This is a genomic window from Pseudomonas cremoricolorata (assembly GCF_000759535.1).
Taxonomy (GTDB): Bacteria; Pseudomonadota; Gammaproteobacteria; order Pseudomonadales; family Pseudomonadaceae; genus Aquipseudomonas; species Aquipseudomonas cremoricolorata_A.
In genome coordinates, this window is sequence record NZ_CP009455.1 from 2,292,652 (window position 1) to 2,309,734 (window position 17,083).

At 63.6% G+C, this 17,083-nt stretch carries 14 protein-coding genes; 13 read left to right on the top strand and 1 reads right to left on the bottom strand.

What is annotated here, in order from left to right:
* Positions 1–4 precede the first annotated feature (4 nt).
* From murD to lpxC, 9 genes are all read left to right on the top strand, one after another.
* The gene (murD, locus tag LK03_RS09985) at positions 5–1,351 is read left to right on the top strand and encodes a UDP-N-acetylmuramoyl-L-alanine--D-glutamate ligase (RefSeq protein ID WP_038412186.1); all 1,347 of its coding nucleotides are present in this window, start codon (positions 5–7) and stop codon (positions 1,349–1,351) included.
* Positions 1,348–2,562: a putative lipid II flippase FtsW gene (gene ftsW, locus LK03_RS09990; protein ID WP_038412187.1), complete on the top strand. Its 1,215-nt coding sequence runs from the start codon at positions 1,348–1,350 to the stop codon at positions 2,560–2,562. The genes murD and ftsW overlap by 4 nt, the downstream gene beginning before the upstream one ends.
* On the top strand, positions 2,552–3,631 hold the full coding sequence (gene murG / locus LK03_RS09995; protein ID WP_038412188.1) for an undecaprenyldiphospho-muramoylpentapeptide beta-N-acetylglucosaminyltransferase: 1,080 nt from the start codon (positions 2,552–2,554) through the stop codon (positions 3,629–3,631). The genes ftsW and murG overlap by 11 nt, the downstream gene beginning before the upstream one ends.
* On the top strand, positions 3,624–5,078 hold the full coding sequence (gene murC / locus LK03_RS10000) for a UDP-N-acetylmuramate--L-alanine ligase (protein WP_038412189.1): 1,455 nt from the start codon (positions 3,624–3,626) through the stop codon (positions 5,076–5,078). The genes murG and murC overlap by 8 nt, the downstream gene beginning before the upstream one ends.
* The gene (locus LK03_RS10005) at positions 5,075–6,031 is read left to right on the top strand and encodes a D-alanine--D-alanine ligase (protein WP_038412191.1); all 957 of its coding nucleotides are present in this window, start codon (positions 5,075–5,077) and stop codon (positions 6,029–6,031) included. The genes murC and LK03_RS10005 overlap by 4 nt, the downstream gene beginning before the upstream one ends.
* A gap of 5 nt (positions 6,032–6,036) precedes the next feature.
* On the top strand, positions 6,037–6,906 hold the full coding sequence (locus LK03_RS10010) for a cell division protein FtsQ/DivIB (protein ID WP_038412193.1): 870 nt from the start codon (positions 6,037–6,039) through the stop codon (positions 6,904–6,906).
* A 14-nt stretch (positions 6,907–6,920) separates the two neighbouring features.
* Positions 6,921–8,177, top strand: coding sequence for a cell division protein FtsA (gene ftsA / locus LK03_RS10015; protein WP_028696623.1), 1,257 nt, complete (start codon positions 6,921–6,923; stop codon positions 8,175–8,177).
* Between the two features lie 55 nt (positions 8,178–8,232).
* Entirely contained in the window at positions 8,233–9,435 is a 1,203-nt protein-coding gene (gene ftsZ, locus LK03_RS10020) for a cell division protein FtsZ (protein ID WP_028696624.1), read from the top strand.
* A 112-nt stretch (positions 9,436–9,547) separates the two neighbouring features.
* On the top strand, positions 9,548–10,459 hold the full coding sequence (gene lpxC, locus LK03_RS10025) for a UDP-3-O-acyl-N-acetylglucosamine deacetylase (protein WP_038412195.1): 912 nt from the start codon (positions 9,548–9,550) through the stop codon (positions 10,457–10,459).
* Positions 10,460–10,547: 88 nt separating this feature from the next.
* Here the strand turns inward: lpxC and LK03_RS10030 are convergent, their stop codons facing one another.
* A complete protein-coding gene (locus LK03_RS10030) occupies positions 10,548–11,003 on the bottom strand; it encodes a DciA family protein (RefSeq protein ID WP_038412196.1) in 456 nt (151 codons plus the stop codon).
* A 340-nt stretch (positions 11,004–11,343) separates the two neighbouring features.
* On the opposite strand from LK03_RS10030, the gene secA reads away from it, so the two are divergent.
* From secA to LK03_RS10050, 4 genes are all read left to right on the top strand, one after another.
* Positions 11,344–14,082, top strand: coding sequence for a preprotein translocase subunit SecA (secA, locus tag LK03_RS10035; RefSeq protein ID WP_038412197.1), 2,739 nt, complete (start codon positions 11,344–11,346; stop codon positions 14,080–14,082).
* Between the two features lie 141 nt (positions 14,083–14,223).
* A complete protein-coding gene (gene argJ / locus LK03_RS10040; RefSeq protein ID WP_038412198.1) occupies positions 14,224–15,441 on the top strand; it encodes a bifunctional glutamate N-acetyltransferase/amino-acid acetyltransferase ArgJ in 1,218 nt (405 codons plus the stop codon).
* 62 nt (positions 15,442–15,503) lie between these two features.
* The gene (locus LK03_RS10045; protein WP_038412199.1) at positions 15,504–16,136 is read left to right on the top strand and encodes a glutathione S-transferase family protein; all 633 of its coding nucleotides are present in this window, start codon (positions 15,504–15,506) and stop codon (positions 16,134–16,136) included.
* Positions 16,133–17,080, top strand: coding sequence for a Nudix family hydrolase (locus LK03_RS10050; RefSeq protein WP_038412200.1), 948 nt, complete (start codon positions 16,133–16,135; stop codon positions 17,078–17,080). Before LK03_RS10045 ends, LK03_RS10050 begins: the two co-directional genes overlap by 4 nt.
* The last annotated feature ends 3 nt before the right edge of the window (positions 17,081–17,083 follow it).

The window sequence follows — 17,083 nt, forward strand, 5'->3', positions numbered from 1 at the left end:
GCGCGTGTCATTGATCGCTTCTGACCACTTCCGCATCGTTGTCGGCCTCGGCAAGAGCGGCATGTCTCTGGTTCGCTTCCTGGCGAATCGAGGCATTGCCTTCGCCGTCGCCGACACCCGCGCCCAGCCGCCGGAACTGGAAACGTTGCGCCGCGACTATCCGCAGGTAGAGGTGCGCTGTGGCGAGCTGGATGTCGACTTCCTCTGCCGTGCCGATGAACTGTACGTAAGCCCGGGCCTTGCCCTGGCCACCCCTGCCTTGCACGCTGCTGCTGAGCGCGGCGTGCGGCTGTCCGGAGACATCGAACTGTTCGCCCGTCACGCCAAGGCGCCGATCGTTGCCATTACCGGCTCCAATGCCAAGAGCACCGTGACCACCTTGGTCGGTGACATGGCGCAGGCTGCCGGCAAACGCGTGGCCGTCGGCGGCAACCTGGGCACGCCGGCGCTCGATCTGCTCGATGATGAGATCGAGCTGTACGTGCTGGAGCTGTCGAGCTTCCAACTGGAGACCACCGACCAGCTCAACGCCAAGGTGGCGACGGTACTCAACATCAGCGAAGACCACATGGACCGCTACAGTGGCCTGCCGGCCTACCATATGGCCAAGCACCGCATCTTTCGTGGCGCCGAGCAAGTGGTCATCAACCGCGCCGATGCCCTGAGTCGACCGCTGCCGGTCGAAGGGCGTCCGACCTGGAGCTTTGGCCTCAACGCCCCAGACTTCAAAGCCTTCGGCCTGCGCGAATTCGACGGTGAGAAATACCTGGCCTTCGAATTCGAACGCCTGCTGCCGGTGCGCGAGCTCAAGGTGCGCGGTGCGCACAACCAGAGCAACGCGCTTGCGGCGCTGGCGCTGGGCCATGCCGTCGGTCTGCCGTTCGCGCCGATGCTCGAAGCGCTGCGCACCTTCACCGGTCTCGCGCACCGCTGCCAGTGGGTTGGCGTGCACCATGAGGTCAACTGGTACGACGATTCCAAGGCCACCAACGTCGGCGCTGCGCTGGCAGCCATCGAAGGCCTGGGCGATGACATCAGCGGCAAGCTGGTATTGATTGCCGGTGGCGATGGCAAGGGCGCGGACTTTTCCGCCCTGCGCGCGCCGGTTTCGCGTTACTGCCGGGCCGTGGTGCTGCTCGGCCGCGACGCCGCGCGCCTGGCCGATGCGCTCGGTGATGCGGTGCCGCTGATCCGCGTCGAAACCCTGGAGGAAGCAGTACTGCGCTGCGCCGAGCAGGCCCAGCCCGGCGATGCCGTGTTGCTTTCGCCGGCCTGCGCGAGCCTCGACATGTTCAAGAACTTCGAAGAACGCGGACAGCGCTTCGCCCAGGCGGCAGGGAGGCTGGCATGATCTTCGGCATCATCAAGCCTTATCCGTCACCGCTGATCAGCGGCCGTGGCATCGATCTAGATTTCGCCTTCCTCGCCGGTTGCCTGGCATTGCTGGGCCTGGGCCTGGTGATGATCACCTCGGCTTCGTCCGAAGTGGCCGCGCTGCAGTCGGGCAATCCGCTGTATCACATGATTCGCCATCTGGTTTACGTCGGCCTGGGCGTTGCCGCCTGTGGCGTGACCATGCTGGTGCCGATTTCCACCTGGCAGCGCATGGGCTTCATGATGCTGGTGGGCGCCTTCGCCCTGCTGGTGCTGGTGCTGGTGCCGGGCATCGGCCGGGAAGTGAACGGTTCGATGCGCTGGATCGGTTTCAGCTTCTTCAACGTTCAGCCCTCGGAAATCGCCAAGGTCTTCGTGGTCATCTACCTGGCCGGCTACCTGGTACGCCGCCAGCAGGAAGTGCGCGAGAGCTGGATGGGCTTCTTCAAGCCGTTCATCGTCCTGCTGCCCATGGCCGGTCTGCTGCTGATGGAGCCTGACTTTGGCGCCACCGTGGTGATGATGGGCGCCGCTGCGGCCATGCTGTTCCTCGGCGGGGTTGGGTTGTTCCGCTTCAGCCTGATGGTGGTGCTGGCGGTGCTGGCGGTGTTCGTCCTGGTGCAGGCGCAGCCGTACCGGATGGCGCGACTGATTACCTTCACCGACCCGTGGTCGGACCAGTTCGGTTCCGGTTACCAGCTGACCCAGGCGCTGATCGCGTTCGGACGCGGTGAATGGCTGGGCGTAGGCCTGGGCAACAGCGTACAGAAGCAGTTCTACCTGCCTGAAGCGCACACCGACTTCGTGTTCTCGGTACTCGCCGAAGAACTGGGCGTGGTCGGAACCCTGTGCACCGTGGCGCTGTTTGTGTTCGTCACCGTACGCGCACTGTACATCGGTTTGTGGGCCGAAAAGGCAAAGCAATTCTTCGCCGCCTACATGGCCTTCGGCCTGGCGTTTCTGTGGATCGGCCAGTTCCTCATCAACATCGGCGTGAACGTCGGCCTGCTGCCGACCAAAGGCCTGACCTTGCCTTTCCTCAGTTATGGCGGCAGCTCGCTGGTGATCTGCTGCGCCTGCGTAGGGCTGCTGCTGCGGATCGAGTGGGAGAGTCGAACGCATTTGGGCAGCGAAGAGCACGAATTCAACGAGAACGACTTTGCCGAGGAGCCCACCCATGGTCGCTGACGGCAAGAATGTACTGATCATGGCCGGCGGCACCGGGGGCCATGTGTTCCCGGCGCTGGCCTGCGCGCGCGAGTTCCAGGCCCGCGGCTACACCGTGCACTGGCTCGGCACGCCTCGCGGCATCGAGAATGAACTGGTGCCCCAGGCCGGACTGACCCTGCACCTGATTCAGGTCAGCGGCTTGCGCGGCAAGGGCAAGCTGTCTTTGCTCAAGGCGCCGTTGACGCTGGTCAAGGCCGTGCTGCAGGCCCGGCGCATCATGCAGGCACTCAAGCCTGTGTGCGTGCTTGGCTTCGGTGGCTATGTCACCGGCCCAGGTGGCGTCGCTGCAAGGCTGTGCGGCATCCCGCTGGTCATTCACGAACAAAATGCCCGCGCAGGCACGGCCAACCGCCTGCTGGTCCCGATGGCTGCACGGGTGTGCGAAGCCTTCCCGGACACCTTCGCCGCCAGCGACAAGCGCCGCACCACGGGTAATCCGGTGCGCGCCGAACTGTTCCTGGCAAGCCCACGCGCGCCTCTGGCCGAACGCCGCGCCAAGCTGCTGGTGCTCGGTGGCAGCCTGGGTGCGGAACCATTGAACAAATTGCTACCTAAGGCCCTGTCGGAGGTCGCCCCCGAGCTGCGCCCCGAGGTGTTCCATCAGGCCGGCAAGCAACATGCGCAGGTCACCGCCGAGCGCTACCGCGAAGCGGGCGTCGACGCGCAGGTCGAACCCTTCATCAAGGACATGGCCCACGCCTATGGCTGGGCCGACATGGTGGTCTGCCGCGCAGGCGCGCTGACCGTCAGTGAGCTGGCGGCAGCCGGCCTGCCGTCGCTGCTGGTGCCGCTGCCCCATGCCATCGACGACCACCAGACCCACAATGCCCATTACCTGGCTGACGAGGGCGCTGCCTTCCTCATGCCACAAGCTACAACTGGCGCAGCGCAGCTCGCTGAACGCCTGAACGAGGTGCTGATGCAACCCGAGAAACTGAACACCATGGCCGGCACCGCCCGCCGCCTGGCCAAGCCTGCTGCAACCAGCACCGTTGTCGAGATCTGCCTGGAGGTGGCCAATGGTTGAGAGCCAGAAAGCCATGCCTCATCCGAAGATGGGCCGCATTCGCCGTATCCACTTCGTCGGTATCGGTGGCGTGGGCATGTGCGGCATTGCCGAAGTGCTGCTGAACCTGGGCTACCAGGTGTCCGGCTCGGACCTCAAGGCCTCGCTGGTCACCGAGCGTCTGCAAACCTTCGGTGCTGAAATTTTCGTCGGTCACCGCGCCGAGAACGCCGCCAGTGCCGATGTGCTGGTGGTGTCGAGCGCCATCAACCCGGCCAACCCGGAAGTCGCCACCGCGCTGGAGCGCCGCATCCCCGTGGTGCCACGGGCCGAAATGCTCGCTGAGCTGATGCGCTATCGCCACGGCATCGCGGTGGCTGGCACCCATGGCAAGACCACCACCACCAGTCTGCTGGCATCGGTGTTCGCTGCCGGTGGCCTGGACCCGACCTTCGTCATCGGTGGCCGACTGACCGCTGCCGGCACCAATGCGCAGCTGGGCACCAGCCGTTACCTGATTGCCGAGGCCGATGAAAGCGACGCCAGCTTCCTGCACCTGCAACCGATGGTCGCGGTGGTCACCAACATCGATGCCGACCACATGGCCACCTACGAGGGCGATTTCAACAAGCTGAAGAAAACCTTCGTCGAGTTCCTGCACAACCTGCCGTTCTATGGCCTGGCGGTGATGTGCCTGGACGATCCGGTGGTGCGCGAAATCCTTCCACAGGTCAAGCGCCCCACCGTGACCTATGGCTTCAGTGACGAGGCCGACATCCGTGCCATCAACGTGCGTCAGCAGGGCATGCAGACCCACTTCACCGTGCTGCGCCGCGACCTCGCGCCGCTCGAGGTGTCGGTGAACATGCCGGGCAACCACAACGTGCTCAATGCCCTGGCGACCATCGCTATCGGCACCGACGAGGGCATCAGCGACGAAGCGATCATCCAGGGTCTGTCGGGCTTCCAGGGTGTCGGTCGACGCTTCCAGGTCTATGGCGAGCTGCCGGTCGAGGGTGGCAGCGTGATGCTGGTCGACGACTATGGCCATCACCCCACCGAAGTGGCTGCGGTGATCAAGGCCGTACGTGGCGGCTGGCCGAGCCGGCGCCTGGTCATCGTCTACCAGCCGCACCGCTACAGCCGCACCCGCGACCTGTACGACGATTTCGTGCAGGTGCTGGGTGACGCCAACGTCCTGCTGCTGATGGAGGTCTACCCGGCCGGCGAAGAGCCGATTCCCGGCGCCGACAGCCGTCAGCTTTGCCACAGCATTCGCCAGCGCGGCAAACTCGATCCCATCTACATCGAGCGTGGCGCCGAGCTGGCCCCACTGGTCAAGCCGCTGCTGCGCGCCGGCGACATCCTGCTTTGTCAGGGTGCCGGCGATGTCGGTGGTCTGGCCCCGCAATTGATGAAAAGCCCGCTGTTTGCCGGCGCCATCAGCAAACAGGAGTCCGCGCAATGAACAGCGCCTACGCCAACCTGCATTCCACCCTCGACGTCAAAGCCTTCGGCCGGGTCGCCGTTCTGTACGGCGGCAAAAGCGCCGAGCGCGAAGTGTCGCTCAAATCCGGCAATGCCGTGCTCGGTGCCCTGAGCGCTGCGGGTGTCGATGTGGTCGGCATCGATGTCGGTGACGACCTGCTGCAACGTCTGCTCAGCGAAAGGATCGACCGCGCCTTCATCATTCTGCACGGCCGCGGCGGCGAAGACGGCAGTATGCAGGGCCTGCTGGAGTGCCTGGGCATTCCCTACACCGGCAGTGGCATCCTCGCGTCGGCGCTGGCCATGGACAAGCTGCGCACCAAGCAGGTGTGGCAGAGCCTGGGCATTCCGACACCTCGTCACGCCGTGCTCGCGTCTGAAAACGACTGTATTCGCGCCGCCACGGAACTGGGCTTCCCGTTGATCGTCAAACCGGCCCATGAAGGTTCAAGTATCGGCATGGCCAAGGTGAACAGCGCCCAGGAACTGGTCGCCGCCTGGCAAGACGCCGCCCGCTACGATTCCCAGGTCCTTGTCGAGCAATGGATTCATGGTCCCGAGTTCACTGTCGCAGTCTTGCGCGGCCAGGTGCTGCCGCCGATTGCCTTGGGCACACCGCATTCGTTCTACGACTACGACGCCAAATACCTCGCCGATGACACCCAGTACCGCATTCCCTGCGGCCTCGACAGCGCGCGAGAACAGGAACTGATCGATCTGACTGCCCGCGCCTGCGATGCCATCGGTATCGACGGCTGGGGGCGGCTGGACGTGATGCAGGACGAGCAGGGCCGTTTCTGGCTGCTCGAAGTCAACACCGCACCAGGCATGACCGATCATAGCCTGGTACCCATGGCGGCCCGCGCGGCTGGCCTGGACTTCCAGCAGTTGGTGCTGGCGATCCTGGCTGCCAGCGTCGAGACGCGAGGTTAACGGTCATGCAAGGCGCGATGGTACGTCATCAGCAACCCGCCACCGGCCGTAACAAGCCGGTGCCGCGCGGTGCCAGCCGACTGGAGGCCACCGAGCCGATGTCGGCGCGCCTGCCCAAGGCCAACTTCGGCTTCATCAAGCGTCTGTTGTGGCCGGTGTTGCTGGTCGCGGCAGGCTTCGGGGCCTATGAAGGGGCGATTCGCCTGATGCCCTACGCCGATCGGCCAATCAGCAAGATCGCCGTCCAGGGTGATCTGAGTTACATCAGCCAGAAGGCCGTGCAGCAACGGATCGCGCCCTTCGTGGCGGCAAGCTTCTTCAGCGTCGACCTTTCGGCGATGCGCGCCGAACTGGAAACCATGCCGTGGATCGCCCATGCCGAAGTTCGTCGGGTATGGCCCGACGAAGTGGTGGTGCGCCTGGAAGAGCAGCTACCGGTAGCCCGCTGGGGGGACGCGGCTTTGCTGAACAATCAGGGGCAGGCGTTCACGCCGCGCGAGCTGTCCAACTACCAGCACCTGCCGCAGTTGGCCGGGCCGCAGCGTGCGCAGCAGAAAGTCATGCAGCAGTACCAGGTCCTGAGTCAGATGCTGCGTCCGCTGGGCTTCTCGATCGCCCGTCTGGAATTGCGCGAGCGTGGCAGCTGGTTCCTGACCACTGGCGCCAGCAGTTCCGGCCAGGGCATCGAGCTGCTGCTGGGGCGCGACAACCTGCTCGAGAAGATGCGCCGCTTCATTGCCATATACGACAAGACACTCAAAGAGCAGATCAACAACATCGCCCGCATTGATCTGCGCTACGCCAACGGCCTGGCCGTTGGCTGGCGGGAACCGATTGCACCGACGACGGCCCAACCCGCCGTTGCGAAGAATTAGAGAGAGGCAGGACCATGGCAAACGCGCAGAGCGGCAAAATGATCGTCGGGCTGGATATCGGCACCTCCAAGGTGGTGGCGCTGGTGGGTGAAGTCGCTGCCGACGGCACCCTGGAAATCGTTGGCATCGGCACCCACCCGTCCCGCGGCCTGAAGAAGGGCGTGGTGGTCAACATCGAATCGACCGTGCAGTCGATCCAGCGTGCCGTGGAGGAAGCCCAGCTGATGGCCGGCTGCCGCATCCACTCGGCGTTCGTTGGCGTGGCCGGTAATCACATTCGTAGCCTCAACTCCCACGGCATCGTTGCCATTCGCGACCGCGAGGTCAGCGTCGCCGACCTCGAGCGCGTACTCGATGCCGCCCAGGCCGTGGCCATCCCCGCCGACCAGCGTGTGCTGCATACCCTGCCGCAGGACTACGTGATCGACAACCAGGAGGGCGTTCGCGAGCCACTGGGCATGTCGGGCGTGCGTCTGGAGGCCAAGGTCCACGTGGTCACCTGCGCGGTGAACGCGGCGCAGAACATCGAAAAGTGCGTGCGTCGCTGCGGCCTGGAAATCGACGACATCATCCTCGAGCAACTGGCCTCGGCCTATGCCGTGCTGACCGATGACGAAAAAGAGCTTGGGGTGTGCATCGTCGACATCGGTGGCGGCACCACCGACATCGCGATCTTCACCGAGGGCGCCATTCGCCATACCGCGGTGATTCCGATTGCCGGTGACCAGGTCACCAATGACATTGCCATGGCCCTGCGCACCCCGACCCAGTACGCCGAGGAAATCAAGATTCGCTACGCCTGCGCCCTGGCCAAGCTGGCCAGCGCCGGCGAAACCATCAAGGTGCCAAGCGTCGGTGATCGTCCGCCGCGCGAACTGTCCCGCCAGGCCCTGGCCGAAGTGGTCGAGCCGCGCTACGACGAACTGTTCACGCTGATCCAGGCCGAGCTGCGTCGCAGCGGCTACGAAGACCTGATCCCGGCCGGCATCGTCCTCACCGGCGGCACCGCGAAGATGGAAGGTGCGGTCGAGCTGGCCGAAGAAATTTTCCACATGCCGGTACGCCTGGGCGTGCCGCACAGCGTTCGGGGCCTGAGCGACGTGGTTCGCAACCCGATCTATTCCACCGGTGTGGGGCTGCTCACCTACGGTCTGCACAAGCAGACCGACGATATGCCTCTGTCCGGCAACAGCAGCAACAACAGCTATGGCGAGGAACCGAAGGCCCCAGTGCTCGAACGCTTCAAGCGCTGGGTCCAGGGCAACTTCTAAGTTTCACAGCAGTCGTGGTAGGCGCAACAACTAGAGAACTGTAAGGAGAGGGAAAATGTTCGAGCTCGTAGACAACGTCCCGCAAAGCCCGGTCATCAAAGTGATCGGCGTCGGTGGCGGCGGTGGCAACGCCGTCAACCACATGGTCAAAAGCAACATCGAAGGTGTGGAGTTCATCTGCGCCAACACCGATGCCCAGGCACTCAAGAGCATTGGTGCGCGCACCATCCTGCAACTGGGTACCGGCGTCACCAAGGGCCTGGGTGCTGGCGCCAATCCGGAAGTCGGTCGTCAGGCCGCTCTGGAAGACCGTGAGCGCATCGCCGAGGTGCTGCAGGGCACCAACATGGTGTTCATCACTACCGGCATGGGCGGTGGTACCGGTACCGGTGCCGCACCGATCATCGCCGAAGTGGCGAAAGAGATGGGCATCCTCACCGTTGCCGTGGTGACCCGTCCGTTCCCGTTCGAAGGTCGCAAGCGCATGCAGATCGCCGATGAAGGCATCCGCATGCTGGCCGAGAGCGTCGACTCGTTGATCACCATCCCCAACGAAAAACTGCTGACCATCCTCGGCAAGGACGCCAGCTTGCTGTCCGCCTTCGCCAAGGCTGACGACGTGTTGGCCGGTGCCGTTCGCGGTATCTCGGACATCATCAAGCGTCCAGGCATGATCAACGTCGACTTCGCCGACGTGCGCACCGTGATGGGCGAAATGGGCATGGCGATGATGGGTACCGGCTGCGCCAGCGGCCCGAACCGCGCCCGCGAAGCCACCGAGGCGGCGATCCGCAATCCGCTGCTCGAAGACGTCAACCTGCAAGGCGCGCGTGGCATTCTGGTGAACATCACCGCAGGTCCTGACCTGTCGCTGGGTGAGTACTCCGATGTCGGTAGCATCATCGAAGCGTTCGCCTCCGACCACGCCATGGTCAAGGTCGGCACCGTGATCGATCCGGACATGCGTGACGAGCTGCACGTGACCGTCGTGGCCACCGGCCTGGGCGCGCGCATCGAGAAGCCGGTCAAGGTCATCGACAACACCCTGCAGACTGCCCAGGCAGCCTTCGAGGCGTCGAACCCTGCCCAGCCAGCCCGTCCTGCCGAGCAGCCGTCGGTCAACTACCGTGACCTGGAACGCCCGACCGTCATGCGCAACCAGGCCCACGCCGGTGCAGCCGCTGCGGCCAAGGCCAACCCTCAGGATGACCTGGACTACCTGGACATCCCGGCCTTCCTGCGTCGTCAGGCCGATTAATGGAATTTATCAGGGGTATAGGGGTGATTGGTATTCAGCAAAGGTCGGCTCTGGTATTATTTCCAACCTTTGTTGATACCAATTCGCAATTAGCGCTGAAGCGGCCAATGCCATGATTAGACAACGCACCCTGAAGAACACCATCCGCGCCACCGGCATCGGTCTGCATTCCGGGGAGAAGGTCTACCTGACCCTCAAGCCGGCGCCCATCGATACCGGTATCGTCTTTCGTCGTGCCGATCTCGATCCTGTGGTCGAGATCGCTGCACGTGCGGCCAATGTTGGCGAGACCACCATGTCGACCACGCTGGTCAACGGTGACATCAAGGTCGATACCGTCGAGCACCTGCTTTCCGCCATGGCGGGCCTGGGCATCGATAACGCCTACGTCGAGCTCTCCGCCTCGGAAGTGCCGATCATGGATGGTAGCGCAGGCCCCTTCGTATTCCTGATTCAGTCCGCCGGCCTGGAAGAACAGGACGCACCCAAGAAGTTCATCCGTATCCTGCGTGAGGTAACCGTGGTAGAGGGCGACAAGCGCGCCACCTTCCTGCCTTTCGAAGGGTTCAAGGTGAGCTTCGAGATCGACTTCGATCACCCGGTACTGCGTGACCGTACCCAAAGCGCCAGTGTCGACTTCTCCAGCACGTCGTTCGTCAAGGAAGTCAGCCGCGCCCGTACTTTCGGGTTCATGCGCGACATCGAGTACCTGCGCAAGCACAACCTCGCACTGGGCGGTAGCGTCGAGAACGCCATCGTGGTCGATGAGGAGGGCGTGCTCAACGAAGATGGTCTTCGTTATGAAGACGAATTCGTCAAGCACAAGATCCTCGATGCCATTGGCGATCTTTACCTGCTGGGCAACAGCCTGATCGGCGAGTTCAAGGGCTTCAAGTCCGGCCACTCGCTGAACAACCAGCTGCTGCGCAAGCTGATTGCCGAAACTGATGCTTGGGAAGTGGTCGTTTTCGAAGATGCCAGTACGGCACCGATCTCCTACATGCGCCCTGTTGCAGCCGTGTAGTTTCGAACACTCTCTAGTTGTTGAGGCCACCTTCGGGTGGCCTTTTTTATGCGTGCCGGTGGGCCATCTGGGGCTTGCAATGCAACCGTCAGTTCTTGCTTTTCCCATGGGCGGCCAGGCGTTCCAGTGCTGCGCGCAGTTTCGGGTCGGCGATACCTTCAGCCGAATCGCGGATGCTTTCGCTGGCCTGGGCCGACAGTGCTGGCGCGTGGCCGGCTGATCTGCCCGCGGTGATGGGTGGTTGCACCTTGAACAGGATCCGGCTGAGGTTGGCGAATGCCTCCAGTGCCTGCAACTGGCGCTGCAGGCGTCTTTGCTGGTAACGCAGGCGTGTGGCCCAGTGACCGTCGGTGACCACCAGCAGCAATACGCCATCGCGCCACGAGGCGATATGGCAATGGGCGCGGGCGGCCGGTTGCAGCTGACTTTCCAGCAGGCGCTGCAGATGGGCGATGCGCTCGGCCTGATTGAGCAGCAGGCGCAGCGGCCGCGCCTGGCGCAGCAGGGCAGAGGGGGGCAGGGCGGATGGGGGCTTGTAAGCCATGGCGGGTCTGCAACTAACGGCGAGTCGCGCAGTCTAGCAGAACTGCATCGAGCCATTGGCGCGCTGCCCGTCACAGGCTACCCGAAGGGCTTGGCCAGGGGCGAATTCGCTGATCCAGATCATGGCTGCACGCTTTCATGTTGGCATGCCTTGAACTTGGAAATAATGACCTTATGTTACAAACCGCCCCTGCCAAAGCGCTGTGCCAGCATCGTGGACATCCACCACTTTCCTCACCATCGTTTCCGGGTAGAATGCTCGTTCGCATGCAGCCGCTGCTGGCTGCACGGGCGACTCACGGGGCCGCCCTCCATCCCCACGTGTGGAAGATCCTGCCTATATGTTTGCGCCTTTGTTAAAGAAACTTTTTGGAAGCAAGAACGAGCGTGAGGTCAAACGCATGCTCAAGACGGTCAGCACCGTCAATGCCTTCGAAGAGAAAATGGTGGCCCTCTCCGACGAGCAGCTGCGCGCCAAGACCGCAGAGTTCAAAGAGCGCCTGGCCAAAGGCGAGACTCTTGATCAACTGTTGCCAGAAGCGTTCGCCGTCGCCCGTGAGGCCGGCAAGCGCGTCATGGGCATGCGCCACTTCGACGTCCAGCTGATTGGCGGCATGACTTTGCACGAAGGCATGATCGCGGAAATGCGTACCGGTGAGGGCAAGACCCTGGTCGGTACCCTGGCGGTATACCTCAACGCGCTGTCGGGCAAAGGCGTGCACGTGGTCACGGTGAACGACTACCTCGCTCGCCGCGACGCCAACTGGATGCGTCCGCTGTACGAGTTCCTCGGTCTGTCGGTGGGCATCGTTTCCGCCTTCCAGCCGCCGGAAGACAAGCGCGCCGCCTACGGCGCAGACATCACCTACGGCACCAACAACGAATTCGGTTTCGACTACCTGCGCGACAATATGGCGTTCAGCCAGGAAGAGAAATTCCAGCGCGAACTCAATTTCGCGGTCATCGACGAAGTCGACTCGATCCTCATCGACGAAGCGCGTACGCCGTTGATCATCTCCGGCCAGGCCGAAGACAGCTCCAAGCTGTACATCGAGATCAACCGCCTGATCCCGACCCTGACCCAGCACATCGAGGAAGTCGAAGGCCAGGTCACCCAGGCGGGCCACTACACCATCGATGAAAAAACCCGTCAGGTCGAACTCAACGAGGCCGGTCACCAGTTTATCGAGGAAATGCTCACCGAAGCCGGCCTGCTGGCCGAGGGCGAGAGCCTCTACTCGGCGCATAACCTGGGCCTGTTGACCCACGTGTATGCCGGTCTGCGTGCGCACAAGCTGTTCCACCGCAACGTCGAGTACATCGTTCAGGACGGTCAGGTTCTGCTGATCGACGAGCACACCGGCCGGACCATGCCGGGCCGCCGCCTGTCCGAAGGCCTGCACCAGGCCATCGAGGCCAAGGAAAACCTCAATATCCAGGCCGAAAGCCAGACCCTGGCCTCGACCACCTTCCAGAACTACTTCCGCCTGTACAACAAGCTCTCGGGCATGACCGGCACCGCCGACACCGAAGCGTTCGAATTCGCTCAGATCTACCAGCTCAACGTCATGGTGATTCCGCCGAACAAGCCATTGGCGCGCAAGGACTTCAACGACCTGGTGTACCTGACCTCCGACGAGAAGTACCAGGCCATCATCGCCGACATCCGCGAAAGCATGGCCCAGGATCGTCCGGTGCTGGTCGGTACCGCCACCATCGAGACCTCCGAGCACATGTCGCGCCTGCTGGCTCAGGAAGGCATCGAGCACAAGGTCCTGAACGCCAAGTACCACGAGAAGGAAGCCGAGATCATCGCCCAGGCCGGCCGTCCGGGCGCGCTGACCATCGCCACCAACATGGCCGGTCGCGGTACCGACATCCTGCTGGGGGGTAACTGGGAAGCTGAAGTCGCTGCCCTTGAAGACCCATCCGCCGAGCAGATCGCGCAGATCAAGGCCGACTGGCAGAAGCGTCACCAGCAAGTCATCGAAGCCGGTGGCCTGCACGTGATCGCCTCCGAGCGCCACGAATCGCGGCGTATCGACAACCAGCTGCGCGGCCGTTCCGGCCGTCAGGGCGACCCGGGTTCGAGCCGCTTCTACCTGTCGCTGGAAGACAGCCTGATGCGCATCTTCGCCTCCGACCGGGTGAAGAACTTCATGAAGGCGCTGGGCATGCAGTCCGGCGAGGCCATCGAGCACCGCATGGTCACCAACGCCATCGAGAAGGCCCAGCGCAAGGTCGAAGGGCGCAACTTCGATATCCGTAAGCAATTGCTCGAATACGACGACGTGGCCAACGAGCAGCGCAAGGTGATCTACCACATGCGCAACAGCTTGCTGGCCGCCGAGAACATCGGTGAGACCATCGTCGCCTTCCGCCAGGAAGTGCTCGATGCCACCATCAGCCAGCACATTCCGCCGCAATCGCTGCCTGAACAGTGGGATGTGGCCGGTCTGGAAGCGGCGCTGGCCAGCGACTTCGGCATGAAGCTGCCGATTCAGCAGTGGCTGGACGAAGACGATCACCTCTACGAAGAAACCCTGCGCGAAAAACTGCTCAGCGAAATCACTACGGCCTACACCGAGAAGGAAGATCAGGCCGGCGAAGAGGCCCTGCGCACCTTCGAGAAGCAGATTCTGCTGCGCGTGCTCGACGACCTGTGGAAAGACCACCTCTCCACCATGGATCACCTGCGTCACGGTATTCACCTGCGCGGTTACGCGCAGAAGAACCCCAAGCAGGAATACAAGCGCGAGTCGTTCACCCTGTTCCAGGAGCTGCTCGAGTCGATCAAGCGCGACGCCATTCGTGTGCTGTCGCACGTCCAGGTGCGCCAGGAAGACCCGGCCGAGGAAGAGGCGCGTCTGCGCCGCGACGCTGAAGAGCTGGCCAGCCGCATGCAATTCGAACATGCGCCGGCACCGGGCCTGGAAGCTGAAACCCAGCAGGGCGAAGAGCCTGGCGAAGTCGCAGTGGCCGCTGCTCCGGTGCGCAACGACCTCAAGTTGGGGCGCAACGAGCCGTGCTGGTGCGGTTCGGGCAAGAAGTTCAAGCATTGCCACGGGCAGATCGAGTAACCAGGCCCGTCATCCGCCCAGCCTTTTTCGGGCTGGGCGTTGGTTGTCGCTCAGGGCCGCTTAGCGGCCCTGCTCATTTTTCCCGCTACCGCAGCACGCGGTCGCACCGTCCCCACACTGTTTTGTCTTAGGAGCGCTCACATGGCTGTCGGTCTTGGTCCTTTGCCTACCCTGCACCCGGTTCCCGGTTTCGAACTCGGTATCGCCTCGGCGGGCATCAAGCGCCCGGGGCGCAAGGATGTGGTGGTGATGCGCTGCGCCGAAGGCTCCAGCGTCGCCGGGGTGTTCACCCTCAATGCCTTCTGCGCCGCACCGGTGATTCTCTGCCGCCAGCGTGTGCAAGGCCCGGTGCGCTACCTGCTGACCAACACCGGCAACGCCAATGCCGGTACTGGCGCTCCAGGCCTGGCTGCGGCCGAGCGCACCTGCGCCAAGCTGGCTGAACTGACCGGCGTCGATGCCAGTGCGGTGCTGCCGTTCTCCACCGGTGTGATCGGTGAGCCATTGCCGGTCGAGAAGATCGAAGGCGCGCTGCAGGCGGCCCTCGATGACCTCAGCGAAGACAACTGGGCAGACGCTGCAACCGGCATCATGACCACCGACACCCTGCCCAAAGGTGCCAGCCGGCAGTTCCAGTTCAACGGCCAGACCATCACCGTCACCGGCATCAGCAAAGGCGCCGGAATGATTCGTCCGAACATGGCGACCATGCTCGGCTACATCGCCACCGATGCCAAGGTCGCCCCGGCGGTGCTCAAGGATCTGATCCTCGACGGCGCCAACAAGTCGTTCAACCGCATCACCATCGACGGTGACACCTCGACCAACGACTGCTGCATGCTGATCGCTACCGGCAAGGCCGATGTGCCTGAGGTCAACGAAGCCCGTGGTGAGCTGTTCGAGGCGCTCAAGCAGGCCGTGTTCGAGGTGTGCATGGAGGTCGCCCAGGCCATCGTCCGCGACGGTGAAGGCGCCACCAAATTCGTCACTGTGCAGGTCAACGGTGGTGGCAATCACCAGGAATGCCTGGACGTCGGCTATGCCGTCGCCCATTCGCCGCTGATCAAGACCGCACTGTTCGCCTCCGATCCCAACTGGGGGCGCATTCTCGCGGCGGTCGGCCGCGCTGGCGTCCCGGAGCTGGATGTGAGCCTGATCGACGTCTACTTGGGTGAAGTCTGCATCGCCAGCAAGGGTGGTCGTAGCGCCAGCTACACCGAAGCACAGGGCGCTGCGGTGATGGCCGAGGAAGAAATCACCATCCGCATCGAACTGGGCCGTGGGCCGTGCAGCGAGACGATCTGGACCACTGACCTGTCCCACGAGTACGTCAAGATCAACGCCGAATACCGCACCTGACCCCTCGCGCGGCGTCCGCGTCACGGCGGGCGCTGTTTGTCCAGCCGCACGGAGCTGCGTCCATGAATTACCACCTGATCATCGGCAACAAGAACTACTCGTCCTGGTCGCTGCGTGCCGCCTTGGCGCTGGAGCTGGCTGGCGTCGACTACGATGAAACCCTCATCCCACTGCGTCAGCCGGACACCGCGCAGCGCTTGCTCGAACACTCCCCATCAGGACTGGTGCCGGTGCTGAAAACCGCCCATGGCGCCATCGCCGATTCCCTGGCCATCGCCGAATACCTGGCCGAAATCCATGCCGATGCTCAGCTATGGCCGCAAGATGCTGCGGCACGCGCCCTGGCACGCTCGGCCTGTGCGCAGATGCACAGCGGCTTTTTCACGTTGCGTAGCCTGATGCCCATGGACCTGCGGCGCGACCAGGCGCTGGACGCCATCTCGGCAGACTTGCAGGCCGACATCGATCGCATCGTCGCGTTGTGGGCGCAATGCCGCGAAGCGGCCCCCGACCCGGGACCGTTCCTGTTCGGCAGTCCCAGCCTGGCGGATGCCTTCTTTGCCCCGGTCGCCAGCCGTCTGCGCAGTTACCGCGTCGAGCTGCCAGCTGCCGCACAGGCCTATGTCGAGGCTATTTATGCCTGGCCGGCCTTCCAGCGCTGGCAGCAGGCGGCGCTGAGGGAGACCACCTGGTGAGCCGGGTGCATGTCGCCGCCGCGGTGATCCGCCGCGCGGATGGTCATATCCTCATCGCGCGCCGCGCCGACACTCAGCATCAGGGCGGGCTGTGGGAGTTTCCAGGCGGCAAGGTCGAGGCCGGTGAGGGCGTCGAAGCGGCGCTTGCGCGCGAGTTGCGCGAAGAACTGGGCATCGAGGTTCAGCGGTCGCGCGCGCTGATCAGCGTCAGCCATGACTACCCCGACAAGCAGGTCTTGCTGGAAGTGCGCGAGGTACGTGACTTCACCGGCGAGCCCCACGGGGCTGAGGGGCAGCCGCTGGCCTGGGTTGCGCCGCGGGATCTGCCGCACTATGCGTTCCCCGAAGCCAACCAAGCTATCGTCGCCGCTGCGCGCCTGCCGGATCAGTACCTGATCACCCCCGACGACGCCGATCCGGGCCAGTTGCTGCGCGGCATTCGTCAGGCAGTGGCCAATGGCGTTGGCCTGATTCAGCTGCGCGCGCCCGACATGTACGACCCCAAGTACCGCGATATCGCGGTGGATGCGGTCGGGCTGTGCGCGGGCAAGGCGCAACTGATGCTCAAGGGGCCGCTGGAATGGCTGGGCGATTTCCCCGCCGCTGGCTGGCACCTGACCGCCGCGCAATTGCGCAAGTATGCCGCCAACGGCCGGCCGTTCCCTGCGTCGCGCTGGCTGGCAGCGTCGTGCCACGATGCTGAGGAGTTGGCACTGGCGCAGCAGATGGGTGTCGATTTCGTCACCCTTTCACCGGTGCAGCCGACTCAGACGCACCCCAATGCCCAACCGCTGGGCTGGGAACAGGCGCAGCGGTTGATCGCCGGCTTCAACCTGCCAGTGTTCCTGCTTGGCGGGGTAGGGCCTGACGATCGCTCTCGCGCCTGGCAGGTCGGCGCGCAAGGTGTGGCGGGTATTCGCGCGTTGTGGCCTGTGCTGGAGTGAACG

Coding starts and splice junctions, on each gene's coding strand:
- ftsW (WP_038412187.1), top strand. CDS start 1,348: ATGATCTTCGGCATCATCAAGCCTTATCCGTCACCGCTGATCAGCGGC.
- murG (WP_038412188.1), top strand. CDS start 2,552: ATGGTCGCTGACGGCAAGAATGTACTGATCATGGCCGGCGGCACCGGG.
- murC (WP_038412189.1), top strand. CDS start 3,624: ATGGTTGAGAGCCAGAAAGCCATGCCTCATCCGAAGATGGGCCGCATT.
- LK03_RS10005 (WP_038412191.1), top strand. CDS start 5,075: ATGAACAGCGCCTACGCCAACCTGCATTCCACCCTCGACGTCAAAGCC.
- LK03_RS10010 (WP_038412193.1), top strand. CDS start 6,037: ATGCAAGGCGCGATGGTACGTCATCAGCAACCCGCCACCGGCCGTAAC.
- ftsA (WP_028696623.1), top strand. CDS start 6,921: ATGGCAAACGCGCAGAGCGGCAAAATGATCGTCGGGCTGGATATCGGC.
- ftsZ (WP_028696624.1), top strand. CDS start 8,233: ATGTTCGAGCTCGTAGACAACGTCCCGCAAAGCCCGGTCATCAAAGTG.
- lpxC (WP_038412195.1), top strand. CDS start 9,548: ATGATTAGACAACGCACCCTGAAGAACACCATCCGCGCCACCGGCATC.
- LK03_RS10030 (WP_038412196.1), bottom strand. CDS start 11,003: ATGGCTTACAAGCCCCCATCCGCCCTGCCCCCCTCTGCCCTGCTGCGC.
- secA (WP_038412197.1), top strand. CDS start 11,344: ATGTTTGCGCCTTTGTTAAAGAAACTTTTTGGAAGCAAGAACGAGCGT.
- argJ (WP_038412198.1), top strand. CDS start 14,224: ATGGCTGTCGGTCTTGGTCCTTTGCCTACCCTGCACCCGGTTCCCGGT.
- LK03_RS10045 (WP_038412199.1), top strand. CDS start 15,504: ATGAATTACCACCTGATCATCGGCAACAAGAACTACTCGTCCTGGTCG.